Raw genomic sequence first — 23,431 nt, 5'->3', positions numbered from 1 at the left:
TGTGTTGAAGAAAAGAGAAGCCCTGGACCGCTCCCGGACATCGACAATGGCCGTTCGGATGAGGCTCTTGACAAGGGAACCAACGGCCGGTTCAGCGCGTCCGACGGACATGAGACCCGCCTCGACAACCGGCGTCACGATCGCGCTACTGGTCGCCCTCCTGGCCGGCTGCACCAGCACCGACGGGGCCGGCACCACCCCTGACCAGGGGCCGAGCACCCCCGGCACGACCCCGACCGCCCCGGCCACCGACGCTCCGCCGGCAACCATCGCCCCCACGGTCGCCCCCACGGTCAGCGCCGCGGCCAGCCGGGTGATGCTGAAGCGCTCCGGCGGCTTCGCCGGCCGCGGTGATGTCGTGACCGTTGAGCCGGACGGCCAGTGGACCGCGGTGGACCGGGCCGGCAGCCGGCGTACCGGCCGCCTCAGCCCTGCCGACCTCGGCGGCCTGACGGGGCTGGCGGCCGACCCCCGGCTGGCCGCCGAGGCGCGTCGAACGACCCCGTCGAGCGCCTGCGCGGACGCGTTCAGCTACCAGCTCACCGTCGGCACGATCGAGACCGGTTATGTCGACTGCCCGACCGAGACAACCCCGCCGCCGGCCACGCGGGCTCTGGTTGAACTGCTGCTACGGGCCACTGAGACCAGGTAGTCCGAGGGCAGGCCGGTGCCACGCCACTGTGGCGGCAGGTGGGCCACGGCGACTCCCTCACTGACCGGGCGGGCGAACCTGAACACAGCGGGAGGCACGGGAAAATACCCGTGCCTCCCGGTGTGACGGCAGCCAGCTCAGTCCACCTGGCCGGACGCCGCTCGCGCGAAGGTGACCGACACCCACACCCAACCAACCGTCACCGCCAGGCCGAACGCCACCATGACGGCCGGAGCCGGGCGGACCATCAGCGCCACCCAGGCCACCGCGAAGAAGGCCCCGGTCGCCAGGCTGAACCCGGCCCGACCCCCCGACCCACGCCGCGCGGCACGGCGACCGGCGACCACCGTCGCCACGATCAACGACACGAAGGCGACCGCCGCCACCAGGAAGTGCAGGCCGCCGTGCCAACTGATCTGGCCGGCGCCCCGAGGCGTGCCGACGGGGAACCCGTCGGCCGGGTCGGCGCTGAAGATCGCCGCCCCCACCATGCCCAGCCCGTACAGGGCGAGCAGCCGGGGCACCCAGACCGAACCGGTGCTGGTGGAGCGTTGGAGCGCCCCGGCTGCCAGCACGCAGAGCACTCCGGTGACCAGGAACGTGGCGATCTGGATCCAACCCAGTTCACCGGTGCTCAACACGCTGACCGGGTGCCGCCGGAAGTCGAAGCCGTCCCGGGTGAACCCCTGGAGCAGCGCCGAAGCGGCGAAGATCGGGCCAGCGAGCACACCGCCGGCCAGCAGCGCACGGTCCCGACCGACGGAGGCCGGTCGTACCACGGGGAAAGGTGCGGCCTGGCTCATCGGTCCGCTCCCCTACGCCCGGGGGAACATCTGGCCGACGCGGATCCGGTTACCGAACGGGTCCCGGATTCCGAAGTCGATCCCGTACGGGCGCTCGGTCGGCTCGTCGGTGATCTCGACACCCTTCGCCACCAGCTCCGCGTACGTCTTGTGGGCGTCGTCGGTGGTCATGAAGAGCGCGCCGCCCAGCGCCCCCTTGGTGAGCAACTCCCGGACCTGTGCCGCGGTGGCCGGGTCCATCGCCGGCGGACCCGGCTTCTCCAGCAGGATCTCGCGCTCCGGGTCACCGGGCAGGTTGACCGTCAGCCAGCGCATGAAGCCGAGGTCCTGGTCGGTGTTGAGCTCCATGCCGAGCTTGTTCACGTAGAAGTCGAGTGCCTCGTCCTGGTCGAGGACGTAGATCTGGGAGCGGCTGATCGCGTTCATCGTCATGGCAATCACGCTAGACGTGGACCGTGACCTGCTGCTTATCCAAAACTGCTGGGTCGGGTCCAGGCCTTGGTGAAGCACGACGGCACGTTGGTTGGCATGGCGCGTCGGCGGAAGTTCGTGGGTGACTCCCCGACGATCTCCCGGAAGGTCCGGCTGAACGTGCCCAGGCTGCTGAAGCCGACCGCGAAGCAGATTTCGGTGACGTCCCGCCCGGTGTCCACCAGCAACGACATCGCCCGCTCGACCCGGCGACGTTGCAGGTAGCGGTGCGGGGTCTCGCCGAAGGTGGCCCGGAAGGTACGGATGAAGTGCGCCTCGGAAACGTGCGCGATCCGGGCCAGCGCGGGGATGTCCAAAGGCTCGGCGTACGCCCGGTCCATCGCATCCCGGGCACGCAGCATCGCCCGGTTCGACTCCTCCACCGCGCGACTCATCCGCCCCCGTCTCGCTCCGCTCGTTGCCAGGCCCAGGCTACCGCTGACCGCCGCCAGACCCGTAAGGCGTCGCCGCGCTCGAAACGGCTGGAACGCTTTCCGGTCGTCCGGTCGGGTATCGCGGCGCTGAACTCAGGTCAGCCGTAACGCCAGCGCCCACGGTGTGCTTTGACAGCGCATTTACTTACCGGAATCGGGCGAGATGGTGAGCAGGGCAGCCACGCTGCTGCGGGCATGGTCCGCGTTGCTGTCAACCGGTCGACTCGCGGCTGTGCCCATCGGGAAAAGCCTGATGAAATTGGAGCCCCCGGCCGGGATCGAACCGGCGACATCTCGCTTACAAGGCGAGTGCTCTGGCCAGCTGAGCTACAGGGGCGCGTGCGTCGGGGTCAGCATAGCGACTGACGTCCGGATATCCCGCTCGCGAGGCCTCCCGAGCACGGGAAACGTCAGTAACCCGACGCCCGTACGCCTCGACATCGCTGGGTCGCGCGTCGATTGATGTCCGACCGTGCCGGAGTGACCGGAATGCGTAGGCGATGGGTTGCGTGAGACGCTCCCCGCCTTGGCAGGGCGGGTAAACCCGTTTACCGTGCAGTGACACGGACGACAACCCGGCGCCCTCGCGACCGAGACGCCGTCCGCTGACCGGCACGGACACGTGCCGGTCGCTCCTTCACTCGGATCGTCCGGCACGTTCCTGCCGGTGAAAGGAAGCGCTTCACCATGGCTACGGTCACTTATTCCAAGGCGTCCCGGGTCTACCCGGGCCAAGAGCGTCCCGCCGTCAACGAGTTGGACCTTGAGATCGGCGACGGCGAGTTCCTCGTTCTGGTCGGCCCCTCCGGTTGCGGCAAGTCCACCAGCCTGCGGATGCTCGCCGGCCTGGAGGACGTCGACGCCGGCTCGATCTACATCGACCAGCGTGACGTCACGCACCTCCCCCCGAAGGCCCGCGACATCGCGATGGTCTTCCAGAACTACGCCCTCTACCCGCACATGACGGTGTACGAGAACATGGCGTTCGCCCTCAAGCTGCGTAAGACCTCCAAGTCGGAGATCGACCGGCGGGTCAAGGAAGCGGCCGCTCTGCTCCAGCTGGAGGAATACCTCGGCCGCAAGCCGAAGGCGCTCTCCGGTGGTCAGCGTCAGCGTGTCGCGATGGGCCGGGCGATCGTCCGCGAGCCGCAGGTCTTCCTCATGGACGAGCCCCTGTCGAACCTCGACGCCAAGCTGCGCGTGCAGACCCGTACCCAGATCGCGTCCCTGCAGGCCAAGCTGGGCGTTACCACGGTCTACGTCACGCACGACCAGGTCGAGGCCATGACCATGGGTCACCGGGTCGCGGTGCTGCTCGACGGTGTCCTGCAGCAGGTGGACACCCCGCGGGCGCTCTACGACACCCCGGCCAACGTGTTCGTCGCCGGCTTCATGGGCTCTCCCGCCATGAACATCAAGACCGTTCCGCTGAACGAGAAGGGCGCCGAGTTCGCCGAGCTGCACATCCCGCTGACCCGGGAGCAGGTCGAGGCGGCCCGCGCCGAGGGTGGCGACGGCAAGGTCACCGTGGGCTTCCGCCCGGAGGACTGCGAGCTGGTCAGCCCGACCGAGGGCGGCATGCCGGTCGTGGTCGAGCTCGTCGAGGACCTCGGCTCGGACGCCAACGTCTACGGCCACGCCGCACTGGGTGGCAACTCGGAGCGCTTCGTCGTCCGCACCGACCGACGCAACATGCCGAACATGGGTGACACAGTGTTCGTCAGGCCGGCCGTCGGTCGCAGCCACGTCTTCCACGCCGCCACCGGCAGCCGGATCTGACGTAACGCCGTACCGACAGGGGCGGTCCGCTTCGGCGGGCCGCCCCTGTCGTCGTACCGGCGCTCGGCTCTGCCCCTGCGGAGCCAGCCCGAATGTGGCTCTGCGGGGTGACTCGGCACGGCGGGCCCCGCTCGTACCGTCACGGCACCCGAACCCGAGGAGACGCCGTGCCCGCCGTTCTCGCCACCACCGTCGCTCAGCCGGCCACCCGTTCGCGGCCGTACCGAACGGCCCGCCTCGCCGGCCGCAGCCTCGCCTACTGCGCGACGCTGGTGCCGGTCGCACTGTTCACGCTGGTCACGGCCCCGCTGGGCGGGACCGGTGCGGCCGCCGCCCGCTGGCGGTCCCTGCGTACCGGGCTGCTCGGGGTGCCGCCGACCTCTGCGTCGGGCCGCCGACCCGGCCCGGCCGCGGTGCTCGGTCACGCGCTGCTCAGCCTGCTCCTCGGTGCGGTGGCCCTGCTGCCGCTCGGCGTGCAGGTGCTGCTGGTGCTGCGCGGCGTGCTGTACGGGGTGGTCGATCGAGGTCCGTACGACGATTCCTGGGGCGGCCCGACCATGGCCGGCGCGTGGCTGGCGCATTTCCTCGTCGGCCTGCCGATCGCCGCCTTCGGGCTGGCCGCGCTGATCGGCATCGCCGCCGTGCACCAACGGCTGACCCGCAGTCTCGACGGGGAGCGGCGCCCGGCCTGGCTGATCCCGACTGCGCTGCTGCTCGCGCTGGCCGGGGCGCTGCTCTTCGTCGCCTGGACTCATCAGATCTAGACAGACAACGAGGCCCCTTCCCGCATCCGGGAAGGGGCCTCGTCGACGTGTTCTACAGCTCGGCAGCCCGCCGACGGGCGACCTCGGCCAGGGTGACCGCGGCGGCCACGCTGGCGTTGAGCGACTCGACCTCAGAGATCATCGGGATGCTGACGGTCAGGTCGCAGGTCTCCCCGACCAGGCGGGAAAGCCCGCGCCCCTCGGAACCGACCACCACCACCAGCGGCCCGACCGCAGCCTCCAGGTCGTAGAGGTCGGTGTCGCCGTCGGCGTCCAGGCCGACCACCATGAAGCCGGCGCTCTGACACGCCTTCAGCGACCGGGTCAGGTTGGTCACCTGCGCCACGGGCACCCGCGCGGCCGCGCCGGCACTGGTCCGCCAGGCCGTCGCGGTGATCCCGGCAGCCCGCCGTTCGGGTACGAAGACACCCTGCGCGCCGAACGCGGCGGCCGACCGGATCACGGCACCCAGGTTGCGCGGGTCGGTGACACCGTCCAGCGCGACCAGCAGCGGAGCCTGCTGCTCCAGGGCAGCGGCGACCAGGTCCTCGAACGGCTGGTACGCGAATGGCGGCACCTGCAGCCCGACGCCCTGGTGCAGCACCCCGCCGGTCATCCGGTCCAGCTCGGCCCGGCTGATCTCCAGGTTGGCGATGCCGCGGTCGGCCGCGGTCCGGATGATCTCGTTGATCCGGTCGTCCGTGTCGATGCCCTGGGCGATGTAGAGCGCCGTCGCCGGCACCAGGGCGCGCAGCGCCTCCACCACCGGGTTACGCCCGACCAGCAGCTCCGGCGTGTCCTTGCTCGGGTTGGACTTGCGACCCGGTGCGACCCGGGGGCCGGACCGTGCGGTGGGCTTGCCGCCCCGGCCGCCGGTGGCACCCCGGCCGACCGGCACGCCCCGACCGCCGCCCCTGCCCCAGGTGGTGTCCTTGCTGCCCGGCTGACCGATCTTCGGAGCGCGCCCCTCCTCGGAGGCGACGCGGCGCTCCTTGTCCTGCTTCCAGGCGGTGCGCTGGGGCAGCTTCTCGGTGCCCGAGTAGCCCTTGTGCCACGGCCGCTCGTCGGCGGGCAGGGTGCGCCCCCGCCCAGCCAACGAGTCCTTGTTCTTGCCGCCGGTGCCCTTGGGGGCCCCCGCCTTCGACGTCAGTCGCCGGCCACGGCGCTGCGAGTTGCCGGCCATCAGTCCTGCTCTCCAATAGTCCAACGGGGTCCCTGGGGGGTGTCTTCGACCACCACGCCGGCCAGCTTGAGCTGGTCGCGTACCGCATCGGCGGCAGCCCAGTCCTTGCGGCCCCGGGCCTGCGCGCGCTGTTCCAGGGCCAGCGCGATCAGGGAGTCCACCACGGCACTCAGATCATCGGAGCGGCCGTCACCGGTCCAGGCCGGGTCGAGAGGGTCGATCCCGAGGATATCCAGCATCGCCCGTACCACGGCCAGCGTGGTGCGGACGGTCACATCGTCGCCGGTGCTCAGCGCGGTGTTGCCGTCCCTGAGGTGCTGTTGCAGCACGGCCAGCGCGGCGGACGTGTTGAGGTCGTCGTCCATCGCCGCGACGAAGCCGGCCGGCAGCTCACCGAACTGCCCGGCACCGACCCGCTCAGCCGCCCGCTGCAGAAAACCCTCGATCCGGCGGTACGCGGTCGCCGCCTCGCGGAGCGAATCCTCCGAATAGTCGATCACCGAGCGGTAGTGCGCGGCAGCGTAGTAGTAGCGCAGCTCCACCGGCCGCACCCCGAGCGAGTCCACGTATGCCAGGCCAAGCGCGTTGCCGGCGGACTTGCCCATCTTGGCCCCACCGATGCTGAGCAGCCCGTGGTGCACCCAGTAGCGGGCGAACGGCAGCCCGGCCGCCTGGGACTGGGCGAGCTCGTTCTCGTGGTGCGGGAACGTCAGGTCCAGCCCTCCGCCGTGGATGTCGAACTCCGGGCCGAGATACCGCCAGCACATCGCCGAGCACTCGATGTGCCAGCCCGGGCGGCCCAGCCCCCACGGCGACGGCCAGTAGGCGTCCGCCGGTTCGTCCGGTTTGGCGCCCTTCCAGAGCGCGAAGTCGCGCGCGTCCCGCTTGCCCCGGTCGGGGGCATCGCCGGCCGACTGCATCGCGTCCGGGGATTGATTCGACAGCGATCCGTACGCCGGCCAGGACGCCACGTCGAAGTAGACGTCGCCGGAGCCGTCGGTGGCCGGGTACGCGTGCCCGTCGGCGATCAACTTCGTGATCAGCTCGTGCATCTCCGGGATGTGCCCCGTGGCGCGCGGCTCGTAGGTGGGCGGCAAAACTTTCAACGCCCGGTACGACTCGGCGAGGACCAACTCGTTGGCGTACGCGATCGACCAGAACGGTCGGCCCTGCTCGCCCGCCTTGACCAGGATCTTGTCGTCGATGTCGGTCAGGTTGCGAATGAAGGTGACCTCGTAGCCGGCGGCCAGCAGCCAGCGGCGCAGCACGTCATAGTTGACACCGGAGCGAAGGTGACCGATGTGCGGCGGGGCCTGAAGGGTGAGACCACACAGGTAGACCCCCACCTTGCCGGCTTCCCGCGGGACGAAGTCCCGCACCGATCGGGTGGCGGTGTCATACAGGCGTAGCGTCACCGTACAAGGGTAGCTGTCCGTGCCTGTCCGGGTCCGCCGGTGCCGGGTCGTACGCTGCCAGGCGTGGATGCGACCGCACACTCCGGTGAACCGCCGGCCAACCCCAGCGCCGCCGCCGACGCGGGTGCCGGGCAGGCCGACGCGGTCGCGGGCCCGGCCGACGAGGTCGCGGGTCAGGCCGACGCGGTCGCGGGTCAGGCCGACGCGGTCGCGGGTCAGGCCGACGCGGTCGCGGGTCAGGCCGACGCGGTCGCGGGTCAGGCCGACGCGGTTGCCGGGCAGGCTGACGCTGTCGCGGGGCGGGTCGGGGAGACGTCGCAGACCCTCGACCGAGGGTTACGGCTGCTGCACCTGGTCGCCGACGCCTCGGGAGGACTGACCGTCACCGAGGCCGCGAACCGGCTCGGCGTCGGCCGGGCGGCCGTCTACCGGCTGGTCGGCCCGCTGACCGGGCACGGCATGCTGCGCCGAGACGGCGACGGCCGGCTGCGCCTCGGCGCAGGGTTGCTGCACCTGGCCCGACGCGCTCAGCCGTTGCTCGCCGAGGGTGCGCTGCCCGCGCTACGCCGCCTCGCTGAGCAGGCCGGCGCGACCGCGCATCTGACCGTGGTCGAGGGCGGCGAGGGTGTCGCCCTGGCCGTGGTCGAGCCGAGCTGGACGTCGTTCCACGTCGCGTACCGGGCCGGGGCTCGGCATCCGCTGGACCGGGGCGCGGCGGGCCGGGCCATCCTGGCTGGTCGGGCCGGAGTGGCGGAACCGGTGAGCAGCAGCGGGGAGTTGCAGGCCGGGGCGTACGGGGTGGCCGCGCCAGTGCTCGGCGTAGCCGGGTTGGAGGCCAGCGTCGGCGTGGTCGCACTCGCCCCGCTGGACGTCGGCACGATCGGCCCCCAGGTGTTGACCGCCGCTGCGGCCATCGCCACTGCCCTCCGCTGACCCCTGAACCGCCCACCGCCCGCCGCCCCCTCCGTCCCACCGCCCACCGCCGCCGCCCGCCGTCCCCGCCGTCCCAACACCCGCCGCCCGCCGCGGCTTGATCAACTTCACATCGCCGAAATTGCGGCATTCTCGCCGATCGATAGCGCCACTTCGCCGACATGGTGATGATCTCGCCGTATAGCACTTCGATCGGGGTGCCTGGCAGTCGTCCACAGGCACCGGACGCGTGACCGCCGGGCGCTGTCCACAGGGGTATCGGACGCCATGCCGGGGGTCGGAGGCTGGCCGCATGCCTCCTCGCCCCCACCGGCCTCCCGCCCTCGCCTGGCAGGTCTTCCGCGGTTCCGACGTGATCCGACGAGGCCTGGTCACCAGACACCAGCTACGCGGCTCGTCCTGGGTCCGCCTTCGGCACGACGTGTACGCCGACGCCCGCCTCGATCGTGACCACGGGCTGGCCTGCCGGGCGGCAACGTTGCGGCTGCCGCTGGGGGCGATGATCGCTGGGCCTTCCTCGGCGTACCTCCATGGCATCGAACACGCCGCCGGCTTCGAGGACGACGTGCACGTTCTGGTGCCGAGGGTCGGCCGCGTCGACTCTCAACGCGGCCTACGCGTGCACCTGGCCGGTGCCGGCGTTCCTGCGACGCAGGGGCTTGGCGTCGGTCCGAGCCCACCGCCACCCACGCCGATGACGGCTCTACCCGGATCGCAGAGCAACCCCACACTCTGCCGAACGGATCCATCCTCTGCGGCGTGGGAGACCGCAGCCTGGTTGGACCCGCTGCGTGCGGTCGCCATCGTCGACTCGCTGCTCGCGAGCGGCTTGACCACCCGAGCTGCGCTGACCGCCGTCGGCACCGCCAACGCGGACCGGCCGGGCGGCCGACGCGCGTGCTGGGTTTTCGATCTGGCCGATCCGGGCGCGCAATCGCCGCCCGAGTCGCAACTACGGGTGCGTCTGGTGCTGGGCGGGCTACCCCGGCCGGTTGCCCAGCACCCGATCCAATTGGCTGGCGGGCTCGTGCTGCACCCCGATCTGGCCTGGCCCGAGTTCCGGGTGGCGGTGGAGTACGACGGCCGCTGGCACTCTGACCCCGAGCAACTGCACCGCGACCGTCGACGGCTCAACCTGCTCGTCGGCGCGGGCTGGTTGGTGCTGCACGTGACCAGCCGGCGGCTGCAGAACGACTTTCCGGCAGTGCTGAGCGAAGTCCGCTCGGCCCTCATCTCCCGCGGCTGGCGCAGGTGATCACCTCAAGAGCTGATCGACACCAGGTCGCCGACATGGGGGCATCACCCAACGCGGATACCGCAATGTCGGCGACATGGTGTTGATCATGGCCGGAAACGCCAGCGGGGCCCGGTCGACGATCGTCGACCGGGCCCCGAGGCGGTGCCTTACGGGCGGGCGTTCGGCTTGAGCGGGGTCTTCACCGCCGCGTAGGCGTCGACGATCCCGTAGCCGTAGAAGCCGTTGAAGTTGACCCCACCGGCGCAGTACGCGTCGTAGGTCTCGTCCCGGCCCTCGTTGCGGTACTGCTGCAGCCGCGGCTCCGGGCAGGCGTGCTCGGCCGCCGTCCGGTAGAGGTGCTGCTCGACCAGGTCCGGCGACATCCCGAAGCCACCCCGGCGCTCCGGCTTGCCGTACCGGCTCACGATCAGCGCGGCGACACCGGCGGCGTGCGGGGACGCCATCGAGGTGCCTTGCAGGTACGTGTAGTAGCCGCACTCACCGTTGGCCTTGCACTGCTTGAAGACCGACTCCTCGAAGCCGGCGACGATGTTGCCGTCGGCGTCGACCGAGCCCTCCTCCTGAAGCACGTGCTTCGGGTACGAGGAGAGGATCATGTTGGCGTCGGTACGGAACGTGTCCGTGCCGAAGCCGTCCCGGAACCAACCGCCCGGGGCGGCGACGGAGATCTGCTCGGTGCCGTAGTTGGAGAAGTCCGACTTCTTGCCGGACGGGCCGACCGACGACACACCGATCACGTGCGGGCCTTCGGTGGGCAGGTCCCAGCAGCTCTCGTTGTCGATAGGCCGGGGGTACGGGTCGGCACCGTAGTCAGGGCTGCTGACGTCGGTACGGGGTGCGCCCAGGTCCTCGTTGCCGTTGCCGAGCGCACCGACCAGGGTGACGCCCTTGTTGTGAGCGAAGACCAGCGCCCGCTTCATCGCCTTGATGATGGCCCGCTGCTCGGCCTGGTCCTCGGGCGAGTCGGCGGGGTTGGCGGTGCAGTTGTAGAGCCACGGGTCGACGTAGAACGACATGTTGACCACGTCGATCCCGGAGCGGCCGGCGTAGACCAGGGCGTTGACCACCGGGTCGAGGAAGAAGTAGCCGGAGTCCTGGCCGCCCTTGAGCTCGACCAGCGAGACGTTCGGGGCAACACCGGAGAGGCCGAAGCCGTTGGCCGCGGCGCCGATGGTGCCGGCCACGTGGGTGCCGTGCCCGCCGTCGTCGGTGCCGACCGGGTCGAGACAGCTCGGCACCTCGCAGGGGCCGTCCACGTCGGTCAGGTCCGGCGCGAAGTTGCGCGACAGCGACCAGTTGAAGTTCGGCGCGATGTCCGGGTTGCTGGCGTCGACGCCGGTGTCCAGTACGCCGACGGTCACGCGACGGTCACCCGGCTCGATCTTGCGGGCCTTGTCAGCCCGGATCATCTCCAGGCCCCAGAGCTTGTCGTCGAGTGGGTCCAGCTTGGCGCCCTTCCGAGCGGCGGCACCAGCGGCAGCACCGGCAGCGGCCGTCAGGTGCTCCTGCTCGACCCGGTCCAGCTTCGGCTTGCGGCCGATGGCCTTCTGCTCGGCGGCACCGATCAGCGTCGGGGCTACGATCGCCCTGGCCGCGAAGTCGGCCCGGTCGCTGGTGACCTGGAACATGCCGACCTCGTCGGACCGGGACACCACCGTGCCGCCGGCTGCCCGGATCGCGGCGACCGCAGTGTCGGCGGCGACGCCGTCCTCGGCGACGACTGTGAAGGTGCGGGAGTTGCTCGGCGCGGCACTGGCAGGTACACCCAGCCCCGAAGCCGTAAGTGCCAGCACTGCCGCGGTCGCGACAGCACCGGCGGTGAAGCGCGTGCTCACCACATCGGATCCTCTCGTTGAGGGACGTGGCAGCCATCACACAACAACATGCGGGTTTACGCCAGATGAGCGCCCGTTATGGCGGTGAATCTCTGCTTCATGTGCCCAGTTCGACGGGGACACCACCGGCATCGATACGCAGATGGGCGAGCGCGGCCGGCAGGTCGGCCATGCTGGACACTTCGGCATCGGGCGCGATCCCGAGCGGGCGCGGCAGGCCGAGGCGGTTCAACCACACCGATCGCAGGCCGGCCTGCCGGGGCCCCACCACGTCGTGCTCCCACGAGTCACCGACGTACACGATCTGCCCGGCTGGCACCCCGGCCGCCGCGACCACCGCAGCGTAGAACTCCGGGGCGGGCTTCTTGGGCAGGCCGTTCTCGTGCGCGTACACCTCGAAGGCGAACTCACCGACGAGCCCGCAGCGTTCGGCGCGGCTGTTGCCGTTGGTGGCGAAGCCCAGCGTGTACCGGTCGCGCAGCGCGGCCAGTGCCGGCGGAACGTCCGGGAACGGTCGGGTGAGGGCGAATCGGCGGGCGAAGAAGAGAGCCGCGACCTCGTCCAGGTGGTCGTCCAGCCCGGCGCGGGCCAGCGACCGGGCCAGCGCGGCGCGGCGGATCTCCGCCACCGGGGCGGCCCGCAGCTCGCCGAAGACCGCGCCCCAGTCGGACTCCAGTTGGGCGAGCGTCACCCCGGCCGCCGCCGGGGTGCGCCGCCGCATGTCGTCGAGGACGGCGACCAGCCCGCCGGTCACCGCCGGGCGCAGATCCAGCAGGGTCTCGTCGGCGTCGAACACCACAGTGGTCAGCACGGTGCCCACTGTCTCACCGACCATCGAGCGCCAGCACAGGCTCGGGCGCGACAGGCGCGGACGCCGACGGCGACCCGCGCAGCTCATCGAGGCGCACCAGCGCGACGCCGGCGACGATCAACGCGCCACCGAACAGCTGCCAGCCGGTGGGCAGCTCGTTCAGGAACAGCCAGGCGATCAGCACCGCGAAGAGCACCTCGGTCAGCCCGACGAAGGACGACAGCCGGGGGCCGAGGATGCGGGTGCCGGCGATCCCGGCCAGGTACGCGATGACGGCGGCCACCAGGGAGAGCCCGGCGATGGGCAGCAGCCAGCTGGTGGACTGGCCGGCGAAGGTGACCTCGCCGAAGGTGGCGTGCAGCGGCAGCAGGCCGGTCAGCCCGATGAGGAGCAGCACAGCGGCGCCGACGGCCATTCCACCACTCGCCATGGCGACCGAGGGCAGCCGGGGATCGACCCGGCCGGCGAGCACGAAGTAGCCGGCCAGGCCGAATGCCGCGCCCAGACCCCAGAGCACGCCCACCGGGTGGAAGTCGGCGGTGCCGGCGAGATCGAGCACGAACGCCAGCCCGGTCAGGGCAGCCACCGACCCGGCCACGGTGAGCCGGCGGGGACGCTGCCCGTGCCGCAGCCACATCCAGCCCACGACGAGGATGACGCCCAGGTACTCCAGCAGCAGCGCGACACCGACCGGCAGGTAACGCACGGCGTTGAAGAAGCAGACCTGGGCCAGCGCCACCCCGAGCAGCCCGAACATCCCGATAGCTGCGGCGTTGCTCCGCAGCACGTGCCACCTCCCCCGCAGCGACAGCAGCGCGGGGATCGCCAGCACCAGGGCCGCCACACCGACCCGGGCGATCACTGCGGACCCGGCCGACCAGCCGGCGTCGATGAGCGATCGCGCAAAGGTGCCCGAGGTGGCGAAGGTGACTGCGGAGAGCAGCGCCAGCCCGGCACCGGCGGCAGGTCGTGAGTGCATGTCGTGCTCCTCGGGATGGCACCGCGTCATGAGCAAACTATCCTTGTGCTGATGACGCTAGGCGGCCCCTGTGACAGGAGTCAAGTTGCTATTCGCTCATGACACCGAATGTTCGCTGATCGCCACCGCCGCGCTGGTCAACACCGCGGGTCGGGACGGCGAGTTGCTGCCCGACATCGCCGCGCTGGACGCGTTCTTCCTCCGGCACGCGTACAGCGGGCGGCACGAGCACACCGACGCCGAGTTGCGCGCCGTCCGGGACCTGCGGCCCCGGCTGCGCCGCATCTGGCACGCCGAGCCGCCCGAGATCGTCGCGGTGGTCAACGGCCTGCTGCTCGAACACCGGGCGCTGCCCCAGCTCATCGAGCACGACGACGAGCCGTACCACCTGCACGCCGTGCCCCGCGACGCGCCGCTGGCCACCCGGATCGCGGTGGAGGCGGCGATGGCAGTGGCCGACCTGGTCCGCGCACGCGAGCTGAGCCGGCTGCGGATCTGCGAGTACCCGGACTGCGACAACGTCGTCGTCGACCTGTCCCGCAACCGGTCACGGCGGTTCTGCGAGGCCGGCTGCGGCAACCGCGCCGCGGTGACCGCCTATCGCGCCCGCCGGGCGGCCGGCCGCTCCTGACCGACGGCTGACCACGCCTCGGCCCGCAACTCGTACTCCACCTCGCCGTGCTCGGTGCCCGGAATCGGGTCGTCCCACTGAAGGTGGAAGGTACGCACGTGGTGCAGCCCGGCCTTGACCATCACCCGCCGGGACCGGTCGTTGACCGTCATCGTCTCGGCCCAGACCCGCCGCACCCCGACCGTGTCGAAGGCGTACCGGACCAGCGCCCGGGAACCCTCGGTGGCCAGCCCTCGCCCCCACGTCGAGCGGCGCAGCCGGTAGCCCAGCTCGGCCTCGGTGCCGTCTGCCGACGGGTCGAGTGCGAACCAGCCGAGGAAGTCGCCGGTCTCCCGGTCGAGCGCTGCCCAGCGCCCCAGCCCGGGGTGCCGGTCGTACTGGGCCAGCAGCCTCGGCAACTGCTCATCGCGAACAGTGGCCAACGGAGTGGCGGCGCCACCGGTGAGGAACCGCATCACCTCGGGATCACTGTCCAGCTCGACCAACGCGTCCACGTCGCCCGTGGTGAGCCGCCGCAACCGCAAACGCTCGGTCCCCGCAGGCAGCGCCGCATCGTTCCCACCCATGACCGGATCATCCCGCCCACCCCGCGATTCCGTCGAGCCGTTTACCCGAGGCCGCCGCCCGCTCGCAAGATCCGCGCAACATCGGTGAAACTGCTGCTTCGCGCCGCGCTGAGGCAGCAACTTCGGCGAAGTTGCGCGGGGAACCCGGACCGCCGTCGCCCGCGAGGCGGTCGCGTCAGCGCGGGGGCGCGGCCACGAAGAGCCGCCAGGAGTACGCGTCGACGGCGAGCACGGGCCCGTCCGGGTCCTTGCTGTCTCGCACCCCGACCACGGCCCCCAGATTCGTAGCCACCTCGACGCACTGGTCGTTGGAACCGCTCCGGCTGCTCTTCCGCCATCGGGCTCGGGTCAACTCCACGACTCCGCCACTTCCCTCAGCAACTCGATCGACTCCTGCGGTGGCAAGGCCTGCCCGAGGGTCGCTTCCCAGGTCCACTGTAGGCGGAGAAGATCGGCTGGTCGGTCGAGTTCCTGACCACCTATCTGGCCACCAAGGTAGGCAAGGTCGCTGTGGTCGGCATGCGTGGCAAGGATGAACGGCCCGTTCAGGCCGGGATATTCCTCGGCGGTGCGCGGCACGACATGTAGCTGAACCAGCGCCGGGGCGAACGGGGTGATGCCGCAAACGATTCAGCTCCAAAGGAAGGCCGCACCATGACCCGGAGCGCCCCGGGGACGACCAGACCAGGCCGCTACGGCGACCGCACCTGCCGCTGCGCCCGCTCTGGCTCTGCCGGGTCTGCGCCGCGCCCTGGCCGTGCCCGGTCGCCCGACTCACCCTGCACCAGGAGTACGCCCACAACCGGATCGCGTTGAGCATCTACCTGTGCACGGTCCTGCACGACGCGGCCGCCGACCTGTACCGACTCAACCCACACGACGGCCCGAACCCCGCGGCGCTATTCACCCGCTTCCTCGGCTGGGCGGCGCCGCGCGGCGGCCCGCGCTGAGCAGGACACCCGCAGGTCAGGGATGGGTCATCCGGAGCAGGTCCAACGTCTCGTCGAGTTGGGTTTCGGTGAGCTTGCCGGAGTCGACGTGGCCCCGGGAGATCACCACCTCGCGGATCGAGGCCTGCTTGGCCAGCGCCTCCTTGGCGATCGACGCGGCCTCGTCGTACCCCAGGTAGCGGTTGAGCGGGGTGACGATCGACGGCGAACCTTCGGCGTACGCCAGGCAGACCTCGGCGTCCGCGACCAGGCCGGCCACCAGCCGGTCGGCGAACAGCCTGCTCACCGCGGAGAGCAGCCGGATCGACTCCAGCAGGTTGCGGCCCATGACGGGCAGCATGACGTTCAGCTCGAAGTCGCCCTGCGAGCCGGCGAAACCGACAGTCGCATCGTTGCCGATCACCTGTGCGCACACCTGCCGCATCGCCTCGGCGACCACCGGGTTGACCTTGCCCGGCATGATCGACGAGCCGGGCTGGAGGTCGGGGATGCGCAGCTCTCGCAGGCCGGCACGAGGGCCGGAACCCATCCAGCGGATGTCGTTCGCGATCTTGTAAAGACCGATCGCCACGGTACGCAGCTGCCCCGAGGTCTCCACCAGCGCGTCACGGGCGCCCTGCGCCTCGAAGTGGTTGCGCGCCTCGGACAGCGGCAACCCGGTCGACTCGCGCAGCCTGCCGATCACGGCGGCGGCGAAGCCGAGCGGGGTGTTGATCCCGGTGCCCACGGCCGTGCCGCCCAGCGGCAGCTCGGCCAGCCGGGGCAGCGAGCCCTCCAGCCGTTCGACGCCGTAGCGGACCTGGGCGGCGTACCCGCCGAACTCCTGGCCCAGGGTGACCGGGGTGGCGTCCATCAGGTGGGTACGCCCGGCCTTGACCACCGTCTCGAACTCCGCCGCCTTGGCCTCCAGCGCCGACGCCAGGTGGGCCAGGGACGGCAGCAGGTCCTCGACGATGAACTGGGTGGCAGCCAGGTGGATCGAGGACGGGAAGACGTCGTTGCTCGACTGGGAGGCGTTGACGTGGTCGTTCGGGTGCACGTCCCGACCCAGCTCCCGGGTAGCCAGGGTGGCGATCACCTCGTTGGTGTTCATGTTCGACGACGTGCCCGAGCCGGTCTGGAACACGTCCACCGGGAACTGGTCGTCGTAACCGCCGTCGGCCACGTGCGCGGCGGCGGCGGCGATGGCGGCGGCCACGTTCGCGTCGATCACACCCAGCTCACCGTTGACCTCGGCCGCCGCGCCCTTGATCTGCGCGAGGGCCTTGATCTGGGCCGGTTCGAGGCCCCGGCCCGAAATCGGGAAGTTCTGCACCGCGCGCTGGGTCTGTGCCCGCCACAGCGCCTCGGCGGGCACCTCCACCTCGCCCATCGAGTCGCGTTCGATGCGGTAACCGGTCGCTTCTGGAGTCGTCACGCGTACCATCCTGCCGCGCCCGTGGCCGACTCGCAGATGATCCGTCAGCCCAACTCGGCCAACAGCCGTTCCACCTCGTGCCGGTCCGGCGACTCGATCTGCCGGAACAGGAACAGTGCCCGGGTCAGGTGCGCGCGCGCCGCCGCCGCGTCGGTTGGCAGCAGACAGCGGGCGATGCCCTCCAGCGCCCGGCCCAGCTCGTATGGGGAACCTAGCTTGGTGGCATCGGCGAGCACCTGGCGATGCAGGTTGAGCGCGCTGGTCACGTCGCCCTGATCCAGGATGGCTCGGGCCAGCAGGTTGCGCGAGCCGCACTGGGCGATGCGGTCCCCCACCTCGGTCATCGCGACGAGCGCAGCGCGGTGCAGGTCGGCAGCCCGCTCCGGACGGCCGGCCTCCCGTTCCATCGTCGCGATCTCGTTGAGCACCTCGCCCTCCCCGAACCGCGTGCCCAGCTCCCGCTTGAAGCGCAGTGCCACCCGCAGCAACCGGCCGGCCGGTGCCACGTCGCCCATCCGATGTCGGACCATTCCGAGGTGCCCGAGGGCATTGCCGATCCGTCGCGGGTCGCCGATCTCGCGGGCGATCCCCAGGTGCCGTCGGGCGGTGCGCAGCGCCTCGTCGTGGCGTCCCCAGAGCAGCAGGGTCATCGTCACGTTGTTGAGCTCGTTCGCCAGCGCTACCTTGTCTCGCATCCGCGTCGCCAGCGTCCAGGCGGCGTCGTAGCACTCCCGGGCCTGGCGGAACTGGAAGTTGGCGGCGTACGCGCTGCCCAGGTTGCCCAGGGTCTTGCGGTGCTCGTGGCGCAGGCCCAGCTGGCTGAAGATGCCGAGTGACCGCTCCATCACCCGGATCGACTCGGGGAAATCGCCCAGCCGGTAGTGGGCCGAGGCGAGATAGTTGAGCATCGTCGCCACCGCCCTGTCGTCACCCAACTCCTCGGCGGCGCGCAGACCGATGGTGTGTGTCTCGATCAGCTCATCCAGGCGACCGCCCTCGAACTGGGCGTACCAGCAGGCTCTCGCCAACTGCCAGCAGTAACGGGGGAACCCCTCGGTCTCCGCCAACCGGACCAGGGCGGTCCAGGCCGCGAGGTTCTCGTCGAGCCAGGCTCGACCCTGCGCGGCGACGAGCGTGACCAGGTCAGGGCGGAGCGGCTCCGCCACCACGATCAGCGTGTGGAGCGAGGAGAGTTCCCGCTCACGGGCGATCGCCGTGGCGACGTGCAGGTGATGGTCGAGCAGACGCTCGATGCCGCCCCGCCGCTCGTCTGCCCGCTCCGGCTCGGCCACCAGCGTCCGCGCGTACTCCCGGACCAGGTCGTGCAGCCGGTAGCGGCCGGGCTCCGTCTCCTCCACCAGGTGCGCGTCAACCAGCTCGTCCAGGAGGTCCTGCGTCTCGGGCAGGGGCAGCTCCGTGAGAGCGGCGGCGACCGGGGTGTCGAACCGTACCCCCGGGTGCAGGCCCAGCAGCCGGAACGCGCGCTGCGCGGCCGGTGACACCTGGGCATACGACAGGGCGAAGGCACGCGCGACGGACCGTTCGCCCGCCTCCAACTCGGCCAACGGATCCCGCCGCGAGGTCAGCCGCTCGGCCAGGTCGGCGATCCGCCAGTGGGGCCGGTGGGCCAGCCGGGCACCGGCCAGCCGGATGGCGAGGGGCAGATGGCCGCAGCGGCGGGCCACCTCGGTGGCCGCCTCCGGCTCCGCCGCCACCCGGTCCACGCCGGCCACCCGCCCGAGCAGCTCGACCGCCTCGTCGGCGTCGAGCACCGGAAGCGACGACGGTCGTCCCTCGTCCACCCCGACGAGCCGACGACGGCTGGTGATCAGAATCAGGCACTGCGAGCCGTTGGGTAGCAACGGTGCCACCTGATCGGCGGTGGCCGCATTGTCCAACACCACCAGGACACGCCGGCCGGCCAGCTCGGTTCGCCAGAGCGCCAACCGGTCCTCCGGGTTCGCCGGCACCCGCTCTGCGGGCACACCGAGCTGCCGCAGCAGCGTGGCCACCGCCGCCGCCGGCGTCAACGGGGTGCGTTCACTGTGGCCGTGCAGGTCGAGGTAGAGCTGGGCGTCGGGGTAGTTGTCGGCGAGAGCGGTGGCGACGTGCACCGCGAGGGTGGTCTTGCCGCTGCCGGCCATGCCGTCGATGAGCTGGATTCGTGCACCGTCCTCCACCTCCTTCACCAGGCGGGCCAGTGTCTCCTGCCGACCGGTGAAGTCGCCGATCGCCCGGGGCAATGAGCGGACCGGGGCGACCCGTGGGCTCTCCCGACCGGCCAGGGCCAGGTCGCCGGCGAGCACCCGTTGGTGCAGCTCCTGCAACTCGGCGCCCGGTTCGATGCCCAGTTCGTCGGTGTAGGTCCGCCGGCCCTCCCGGTAGACCGCGAGCGCGTCGGCCTGGCGCCCGACCGAGGACAGGGCGAGCATCAGTTGGCCACGCAGGCGCTCCCGCAGTGGATGCCGGTCGACGCTCTCAGCGAGTTCCTCGATCAGCTCGGCTGCCTGGCCGAGGCGCAGCTCGACGTCGACGCATTCCTCCAGCGCGGTGAGACGCTGCTCGTCGAGCGCCTGGGCACGACGGCGGACGTTCCGGCTCAGGATTCCGCCGAGCGCCGGCCCCCGCCAGAGCGCCAGGGCGGCGCGGAATTCCGTACGCGCCTCGACCAACCGGCCGCCCGCGACGGCGGCACGGGCCGCCTCCACACCCCGGGCGAAGGCCTCGGCGTCCAGGTCGGTCGGTGCGGTGCGGACGCCGTACCCCGCCGGGTCCGTGACGATGGTCTCCGGTGCCAGCCCGAGCTCGGCGAGCCGGCGGCGCAGCCGCGACACGCAGGTCTGCAACTGTGCCCGAGCGGTGGCCGGGGGATGCTCCTCCCACACCGCGTCGACCAGTTCGTCGACCGGCACGAGCCGGCCGGCTCGCAACAACAGCATGGCGAGAACGATCCGGTCGCGTCCCGCGGTGACGGTGGATTCGCCACCGCCGACTCGCAGGGGCCCCAGGATCCCGAACCGCATCTACTCTCCCGCATTATTGGTGCAACTTTCAGCAGAGTAGTCCGGCGGTCACGGATCGCCTCAGTCAGGCGATAGTGATCTGAGAGCGGATCGACAGCGGTGCCCCACAGACTCGACCCGGGTTGTCGGTGACGGCATCCGACGGGGGCGGTGCGCCCGTCCCACCCCAGCGGGGCGGGCGCACCGATGTCGGTGGAACACGGACGACAGAAGGGGCGCCGAGCGGATCCGCTCGGCGCCCCTTCGCGTACCTGTCGGGTCAGCGGCGGCCGACGGTGAGCACCGGCTTGGTGACCTCGGCGAAGAAGTCGTTGCCCTTGTCGTCGACCACGATGAAGGCGGGAAAATCCTCCACCTCGATCTTCCAGACCGCCTCCATGCCCAGCTCCGCGTATTCGAGCACCTCGACGTGCTTGATGCAGTCCTGGGCGAGGCGGGCCGCGGGGCCACCGATCGAGCCGAGGTAGAAGCCGCCGTGCTGCTGGCAGGAGCGGGTCACCTGACCCGACCGGTTGCCCTTGGCCAACATCACCTGCGAGCCTCCGGCGGCCTGGAACTTCTCCACATAGGCGTCCATCCGACCGGCGGTGGTCGGGCCGAACGAGCCGGAAGCGTACCCCTCGGGGGTCTTCGCCGGGCCGGCGTAGTAGACCGCGTGGTCACGCAGGTACTGCGGCATCGGCTCGCCGGCGTCCAGCCGCTCGGCGATCTTCGCGTGCGCGATGTCGCGGGCCACCACGAGTGGGCCGGACAGGGACAGCCGCGTCTTCACCGGGTATTTCGACAGCTCGGCGCGGATCTCGTCCATCGGCCGGTTCAGGTCGACCCGGACGACCAGTTCGGCGTCGAGCGAGTCGTCGGTGACGTCGGGAAGGAAACGCGCCGGGTCGGTCTCCAGCCGCTCCAACCACACACCCGACGGGGTGATCTTGGCGACCGCCTGCCGGTCGGCCGAGCAGGAGACGGCGATCGCCACCGGGCAGGACGCGCCGTGCCGGGGCAACCGGACCACGCGTACGTCATGGCAGAAGTACCGGCCGCCGAACTGTGCTCCGATGCCGAAGTTGCGGGTCAGCTCCAGCACCTCGGCCTCCAGCTCCAGGTCCCGGAAGCCGTGCGCGGTCATCGAGCCGGAGGTGGGCAGCGCGTCCAGATACTTGGCGCTGGCGTACTTCGCGGTCTTCAGGGCGTACTCGCCCGAGGTGCCGCCGATGACGACGGCCAGGTGGTACGGCGGGCAGGCCGCGGTGCCGATCAGCCGCAGCTTCTCCTCCAGGAACTGCATCATCCGCGTCGGGTTGAGCAGCGCCTTGGTCTCCTGGTAGAGGTACGACTTGTTGGCCGAGCCACCGCCCTTGGCCATGAACAGAAACTTGTACGCGTCCGGATGCCCGTCCGGGTCCTCGGCGTACAACTCCACCTGGGCCGGCAGGTTGCTGCCGGTGTTCCGCTCGTCCCACATGGTCAGCGGGGCGAGCTGGGAGTAGCGCAGGTTGAGCTTGGTGTACGCCTGGTAGACGCCCCGGGAGATGGCCTCGGCGTCACCGCCGTCGGTCAGTACGTGCCGGCCACGCTTACCCATCACGATCGCGGTGCCGGTGTCCTGGCACATCGGCAGCACCCCGCCGGCGGCGATGTTGGCGTTGCGCAGCAGATCCAGCGCGACGAACCGATCGTTCGGCGAGGCGGCCGGATCGTCGATGATCGCCCGGAGCTGGGCCAGGTGCGCCGGGCGCAGGAAGTGCGCGATGTCGTGCATCGCCTCGGCGGTCAGCGCGGTGAGCGCGGCCGGCTCCACGGTGAGGAACCGACGGCCTCCCGGGCCGTGTACGACGTCCACGCCCTCGTCGGTGACCAGGCGATAGTCCGTCTGGTCGGGGCCGGTCGGCAGGAGGGGAGCGTACGAGAATGCGGCGGCACTGCTCATGAGCGGCAAGCCTAGGGCAGACCGGTCGATCACTCCCACCCGCCGGGCTGGTCCTGGGACGCCGCTCTCATCCGCTGGGCCAGGCTCGCACCGGCGCCGTGCCGATCAGCAGGGGGCCGGCCCGCTCAGCCGTCCTTGCCGCCGTCCGGATCGGGGCACAGTTCCCCCTTCGGCCCGCAGTCGCCGTTGTCCTGCCCGCCGGGGCCGGTGCCGCCCGGCCGGGGATTCCCGCCGTCGCCGGGCGGTCCGGCGGGCGAGCCCCCGGTGGCGCCCCAGCGGATGTACCCGATCTCCCGCCCCTCGCCGATGATCATGCCCTGCGGCCCGACCGCGAGGGCGTTCGCCGAGGTGCGCAGGACGGCCAACTCCCGGCCGCTGCGCGGGTCCACCGCGACCAACCGGGACGGCTTCTCGTCGGCGACCACCGCCGCGTACGGGGTGAGCACCCCACCGGCCTTCCCGCTGGCGGGCCGGGTCCAGAGCACCCGGTCGGTGCCCAGCTCACGGGCGACCACCGAGCGCTTGTCGGCGGCCCGGAACACTGCCAGACGGTCGTCGACCGCGATCAATCTGGTGCCCGAGTCGCCAACCCAGAGCAGCCGTCCGTCGTACCCGTCGATGATCGCCTCGCGGCCGTCCGGGCCGACGCCGATCAGCACGTTCCGCGCGCCCTGCGGGTCTTCACGCTGCACGCAGCCGGCACTGTCGGCGGTCCGCAGGTTGACCCCGGCCCGCTGCCAGGCCTCCTGCCCGGTCGCCGGGTCGCGGGCGGAGATGGCGAAATAGCAGGTGCCGTCCTGGGATCGGGCGGCGATCCGCAGCATCCGGCCGCCCACCACGGAGAGCCGCTCGTCCCGGCCGGGCTCGACGTTCTGCAGCACCCGGCCGGTGGCGGTGTCGACCACGTGGACCCGGCCGTCGACCGGGAAGCCGAGCAGCGGGGGTGCGGGCTCCGCCCCGGCCACCCCGTCGTCGACCCGGGTGGCGGTGAGCCGGCGGGTGCCGCGCAGGCCCGGGTTGTCGGCGAGCAGGCCGCTGTGCACCCCGGGCAGGAAGGCGGTCCAGAGTGGTGCCGTGCCGCGAGGGTCCCAGGCGCTCAGGGTGCAGTCGGTGGCATCCGTGCACCGGGCGTCCAGGAGTAGATTGCGGTACGTCCACACGGCCACCGCGTCGTCGTCGCGTCGCCGGGTCGCCCCGGTGGCCGGGTCGAGCAGCTCGTACCCCTTGACCAGGAGTTTGCCCACGGCGACGACCGCGTCCCGGTCGCCGCCGGCGACCGCCGACCAGTCCGCCTTGCGCTCCCAGAGCTGGGTGCCGGTGGCCAGGCTGCGGGCCTCGACCCGGGTGCGCTGCTCGACCACGACGGCGTCGCCGGCGATGGTCACGCTGCGCGGGGTGCCGCCGATCCGCTGCTGCCAGACCACGTCGGGCTCGGAGATGGGGTCGCTGCGGTCCACCCAGTCCCACAGACCTGGGAAAGGGTTCCACACGCCGGTGGCGGCGAGGGCGACGACCACGGCGAGGCCGAGCAGCAGCCCGCCGCGCACGCTCCCCTTCGCCACACCGCACACCGTAGCCACGATCACGGATCTTCCGTACG

At 71.2% G+C, this 23,431-nt stretch carries 20 protein-coding genes, 1 tRNA gene and 2 pseudogenes; 7 read left to right on the top strand and 16 right to left on the bottom strand.

Annotation, left to right across the window (positions count from 1 at the left end; translation table 11 throughout):
• Nucleotides 1-109 precede the first annotated feature (109 nt).
• On the top strand, nucleotides 110-652 hold the full coding sequence (locus ABZT18_RS12595) for a hypothetical protein (RefSeq protein ID WP_354994518.1): 543 nt from the start codon (nucleotides 110-112) through the stop codon (nucleotides 650-652).
• Between the two features lie 137 nt (nucleotides 653-789).
• Here the strand turns inward: ABZT18_RS12595 and ABZT18_RS12590 are convergent, their stop codons facing one another.
• The 4 genes from ABZT18_RS12590 to ABZT18_RS12575 all read right to left on the bottom strand — a co-directional run bounded on the left by ABZT18_RS12590 (nucleotide 790) and on the right by ABZT18_RS12575 (nucleotide 2,697).
• Nucleotides 790-1,455, bottom strand: a complete 666-nt coding sequence (locus tag ABZT18_RS12590; protein WP_354994519.1) for a DUF998 domain-containing protein — start codon at nucleotides 1,453-1,455, stop codon at nucleotides 790-792.
• 12 nt (nucleotides 1,456-1,467) lie between these two features.
• Nucleotides 1,468-1,887, bottom strand: a complete 420-nt coding sequence (locus ABZT18_RS12585; protein ID WP_354994520.1) for a VOC family protein — start codon at nucleotides 1,885-1,887, stop codon at nucleotides 1,468-1,470.
• 35 nt (nucleotides 1,888-1,922) lie between these two features.
• Nucleotides 1,923-2,321, bottom strand: a complete 399-nt coding sequence (locus tag ABZT18_RS12580) for an AraC family transcriptional regulator (RefSeq protein ID WP_354994521.1) — start codon at nucleotides 2,319-2,321, stop codon at nucleotides 1,923-1,925.
• A 299-nt stretch (nucleotides 2,322-2,620) separates the two neighbouring features.
• Nucleotides 2,621-2,697, bottom strand: a tRNA-Thr gene (locus ABZT18_RS12575).
• A 350-nt stretch (nucleotides 2,698-3,047) separates the two neighbouring features.
• On the opposite strand from ABZT18_RS12575, the gene ugpC reads away from it, so the two are divergent.
• On the top strand, nucleotides 3,048-4,139 hold the full coding sequence (ugpC, locus tag ABZT18_RS12570) for a sn-glycerol-3-phosphate ABC transporter ATP-binding protein UgpC (protein WP_354994522.1): 1,092 nt from the start codon (nucleotides 3,048-3,050) through the stop codon (nucleotides 4,137-4,139).
• Nucleotides 4,140-4,306: 167 nt separating this feature from the next.
• Nucleotides 4,307-4,903, top strand: a complete 597-nt coding sequence (locus ABZT18_RS12565) for a hypothetical protein (RefSeq protein WP_354994523.1) — start codon at nucleotides 4,307-4,309, stop codon at nucleotides 4,901-4,903.
• 52 nt (nucleotides 4,904-4,955) lie between these two features.
• Here the strand turns inward: ABZT18_RS12565 and rlmB are convergent, their stop codons facing one another.
• Both rlmB and cysS read right to left on the bottom strand, forming a co-directional pair.
• Entirely contained in the window at nucleotides 4,956-6,086 is a 1,131-nt protein-coding gene (rlmB, locus tag ABZT18_RS12560; protein WP_354994524.1) for a 23S rRNA (guanosine(2251)-2'-O)-methyltransferase RlmB, read from the bottom strand.
• Nucleotides 6,086-7,501 carry a cysteine--tRNA ligase gene (gene cysS, locus ABZT18_RS12555; protein WP_355251315.1) on the bottom strand — a complete coding sequence of 472 codons (1,416 nt, stop codon included), beginning with the start codon at nucleotides 7,499-7,501 and terminating at the stop codon, nucleotides 6,086-6,088. Before cysS ends, rlmB begins: the two co-directional genes overlap by 1 nt.
• Before the next feature lie 306 nt (nucleotides 7,502-7,807).
• Between cysS and ABZT18_RS12550 the strand changes: the two are divergent.
• Together ABZT18_RS12550 and ABZT18_RS12545 are read left to right on the top strand one after the other, a co-directional pair.
• A pseudogene (locus tag ABZT18_RS12550) lies at nucleotides 7,808-8,434 on the top strand (helix-turn-helix domain-containing protein); the annotation flags it as partial.
• Between the two features lie 292 nt (nucleotides 8,435-8,726).
• Complete coding sequence (locus ABZT18_RS12545) at nucleotides 8,727-9,689, top strand: DUF559 domain-containing protein (protein WP_354994526.1); 963 nt, start codon at nucleotides 8,727-8,729, stop codon at nucleotides 9,687-9,689.
• 149 nt (nucleotides 9,690-9,838) lie between these two features.
• On the opposite strand, the gene ABZT18_RS12540 is transcribed toward ABZT18_RS12545, so the two are convergent.
• The 3 genes from ABZT18_RS12540 to ABZT18_RS12530 form a co-directional block, all read right to left on the bottom strand.
• Nucleotides 9,839-11,527, bottom strand: a complete 1,689-nt coding sequence (locus tag ABZT18_RS12540; RefSeq protein WP_354994527.1) for a S8 family serine peptidase — start codon at nucleotides 11,525-11,527, stop codon at nucleotides 9,839-9,841.
• Between the two features lie 97 nt (nucleotides 11,528-11,624).
• Nucleotides 11,625-12,338: an HAD family hydrolase gene (locus tag ABZT18_RS12535; protein WP_354994691.1), complete on the bottom strand. Its 714-nt coding sequence runs from the start codon at nucleotides 12,336-12,338 to the stop codon at nucleotides 11,625-11,627.
• Between the two features lie 13 nt (nucleotides 12,339-12,351).
• Nucleotides 12,352-13,317 (bottom strand): DMT family transporter, encoded by a 966-nt coding sequence (locus ABZT18_RS12530; protein ID WP_354994528.1) that lies wholly within the window; start codon nucleotides 13,315-13,317, stop codon nucleotides 12,352-12,354.
• An 85-nt stretch (nucleotides 13,318-13,402) separates the two neighbouring features.
• Between ABZT18_RS12530 and ABZT18_RS12525 the strand changes: the two genes are divergently transcribed.
• Nucleotides 13,403-13,948 (top strand): CGNR zinc finger domain-containing protein, encoded by a 546-nt coding sequence (locus ABZT18_RS12525; RefSeq protein WP_354994529.1) that lies wholly within the window; start codon nucleotides 13,403-13,405, stop codon nucleotides 13,946-13,948.
• Here the strand turns inward: ABZT18_RS12525 and ABZT18_RS12520 are convergent.
• The 3 genes and pseudogenes from ABZT18_RS12520 to ABZT18_RS12510 all read right to left on the bottom strand — a co-directional run.
• Entirely contained in the window at nucleotides 13,915-14,514 is a 600-nt protein-coding gene (locus tag ABZT18_RS12520; protein WP_354994530.1) for a GNAT family N-acetyltransferase, read from the bottom strand. The genes ABZT18_RS12525 and ABZT18_RS12520 overlap by 34 nt on opposite strands.
• Nucleotides 14,515-14,689: 175 nt before the next feature.
• A complete protein-coding gene (locus ABZT18_RS12515; RefSeq protein ID WP_354994531.1) occupies nucleotides 14,690-14,872 on the bottom strand; it encodes a DUF397 domain-containing protein in 183 nt (60 codons plus the stop codon).
• Nucleotides 14,863-15,108, bottom strand: a pseudogene (locus ABZT18_RS12510) (Scr1 family TA system antitoxin-like transcriptional regulator); the annotation flags it as partial. The pseudogene ABZT18_RS12510 and the gene ABZT18_RS12515, both read right to left, overlap by 10 nt.
• 113 nt (nucleotides 15,109-15,221) lie before the next feature.
• Between ABZT18_RS12510 and ABZT18_RS12505 the strand changes: the two are divergent.
• Nucleotides 15,222-15,464 (top strand): hypothetical protein, encoded by a 243-nt coding sequence (locus ABZT18_RS12505; RefSeq protein ID WP_354994692.1) that lies wholly within the window; start codon nucleotides 15,222-15,224, stop codon nucleotides 15,462-15,464.
• Nucleotides 15,465-15,480: 16 nt separating this feature from the next.
• On the opposite strand, the gene ABZT18_RS12500 is transcribed toward ABZT18_RS12505, so the two are convergent.
• The 4 genes from ABZT18_RS12500 to ABZT18_RS12485 all read right to left on the bottom strand — a co-directional run bounded on the left by ABZT18_RS12500 (nucleotide 15,481) and on the right by ABZT18_RS12485 (nucleotide 23,366).
• On the bottom strand, nucleotides 15,481-16,890 hold the full coding sequence (locus tag ABZT18_RS12500) for a class II fumarate hydratase (protein ID WP_354994532.1): 1,410 nt from the start codon (nucleotides 16,888-16,890) through the stop codon (nucleotides 15,481-15,483).
• A 35-nt stretch (nucleotides 16,891-16,925) separates the two neighbouring features.
• Nucleotides 16,926-19,904 carry a BTAD domain-containing putative transcriptional regulator gene (locus tag ABZT18_RS12495; protein WP_354994533.1) on the bottom strand — a complete coding sequence of 993 codons (2,979 nt, stop codon included), beginning with the start codon at nucleotides 19,902-19,904 and terminating at the stop codon, nucleotides 16,926-16,928.
• 259 nt (nucleotides 19,905-20,163) lie between these two features.
• Nucleotides 20,164-21,831, bottom strand: coding sequence for a fumarate hydratase (locus tag ABZT18_RS12490; RefSeq protein ID WP_354994534.1), 1,668 nt, complete (start codon nucleotides 21,829-21,831; stop codon nucleotides 20,164-20,166).
• A gap of 125 nt (nucleotides 21,832-21,956) precedes the next feature.
• The gene (locus ABZT18_RS12485) at nucleotides 21,957-23,366 is read right to left on the bottom strand and encodes a PQQ-binding-like beta-propeller repeat protein (RefSeq protein WP_354994693.1); all 1,410 of its coding nucleotides are present in this window, start codon (nucleotides 23,364-23,366) and stop codon (nucleotides 21,957-21,959) included.
• Nucleotides 23,367-23,431 lie beyond the last annotated feature (65 nt).

It is taken from the genome of Micromonospora sp. NPDC005291, from assembly GCF_040607415.1.
Lineage (GTDB): Bacteria > Actinomycetota > Actinomycetes > Mycobacteriales > Micromonosporaceae > Micromonospora.
This window is presented reverse-complemented; position numbering and strand designations above follow the sequence as displayed.

Excerpts from the sequence above, each read along its gene's own strand:
- ABZT18_RS12595 (WP_354994518.1), top strand. The coding sequence starts at position 110 with ATGAGACCCGCCTCGACAACCGGCGTCACGATCGCGCTACTGGTCGCC.
- ABZT18_RS12590 (WP_354994519.1), bottom strand. The coding sequence starts at position 1,455 with ATGAGCCAGGCCGCACCTTTCCCCGTGGTACGACCGGCCTCCGTCGGT.
- ABZT18_RS12585 (WP_354994520.1), bottom strand. The coding sequence starts at position 1,887 with ATGACGATGAACGCGATCAGCCGCTCCCAGATCTACGTCCTCGACCAG.
- ABZT18_RS12580 (WP_354994521.1), bottom strand. The coding sequence starts at position 2,321 with ATGAGTCGCGCGGTGGAGGAGTCGAACCGGGCGATGCTGCGTGCCCGG.
- ugpC (WP_354994522.1), top strand. The coding sequence starts at position 3,048 with ATGGCTACGGTCACTTATTCCAAGGCGTCCCGGGTCTACCCGGGCCAA.
- rlmB (WP_354994524.1), bottom strand. The coding sequence starts at position 6,086 with ATGGCCGGCAACTCGCAGCGCCGTGGCCGGCGACTGACGTCGAAGGCG.
- ABZT18_RS12545 (WP_354994526.1), top strand. The coding sequence starts at position 8,727 with ATGCCTCCTCGCCCCCACCGGCCTCCCGCCCTCGCCTGGCAGGTCTTC.
- ABZT18_RS12530 (WP_354994528.1), bottom strand. The coding sequence starts at position 13,317 with ATGCACTCACGACCTGCCGCCGGTGCCGGGCTGGCGCTGCTCTCCGCA.
- ABZT18_RS12520 (WP_354994530.1), bottom strand. The coding sequence starts at position 14,514 with ATGGGTGGGAACGATGCGGCGCTGCCTGCGGGGACCGAGCGTTTGCGG.
- ABZT18_RS12500 (WP_354994532.1), bottom strand. The coding sequence starts at position 16,890 with ATGGTACGCGTGACGACTCCAGAAGCGACCGGTTACCGCATCGAACGC.
- ABZT18_RS12495 (WP_354994533.1), bottom strand. The coding sequence starts at position 19,904 with ATGCGGTTCGGGATCCTGGGGCCCCTGCGAGTCGGCGGTGGCGAATCC.
- ABZT18_RS12490 (WP_354994534.1), bottom strand. The coding sequence starts at position 21,831 with ATGAGCAGTGCCGCCGCATTCTCGTACGCTCCCCTCCTGCCGACCGGC.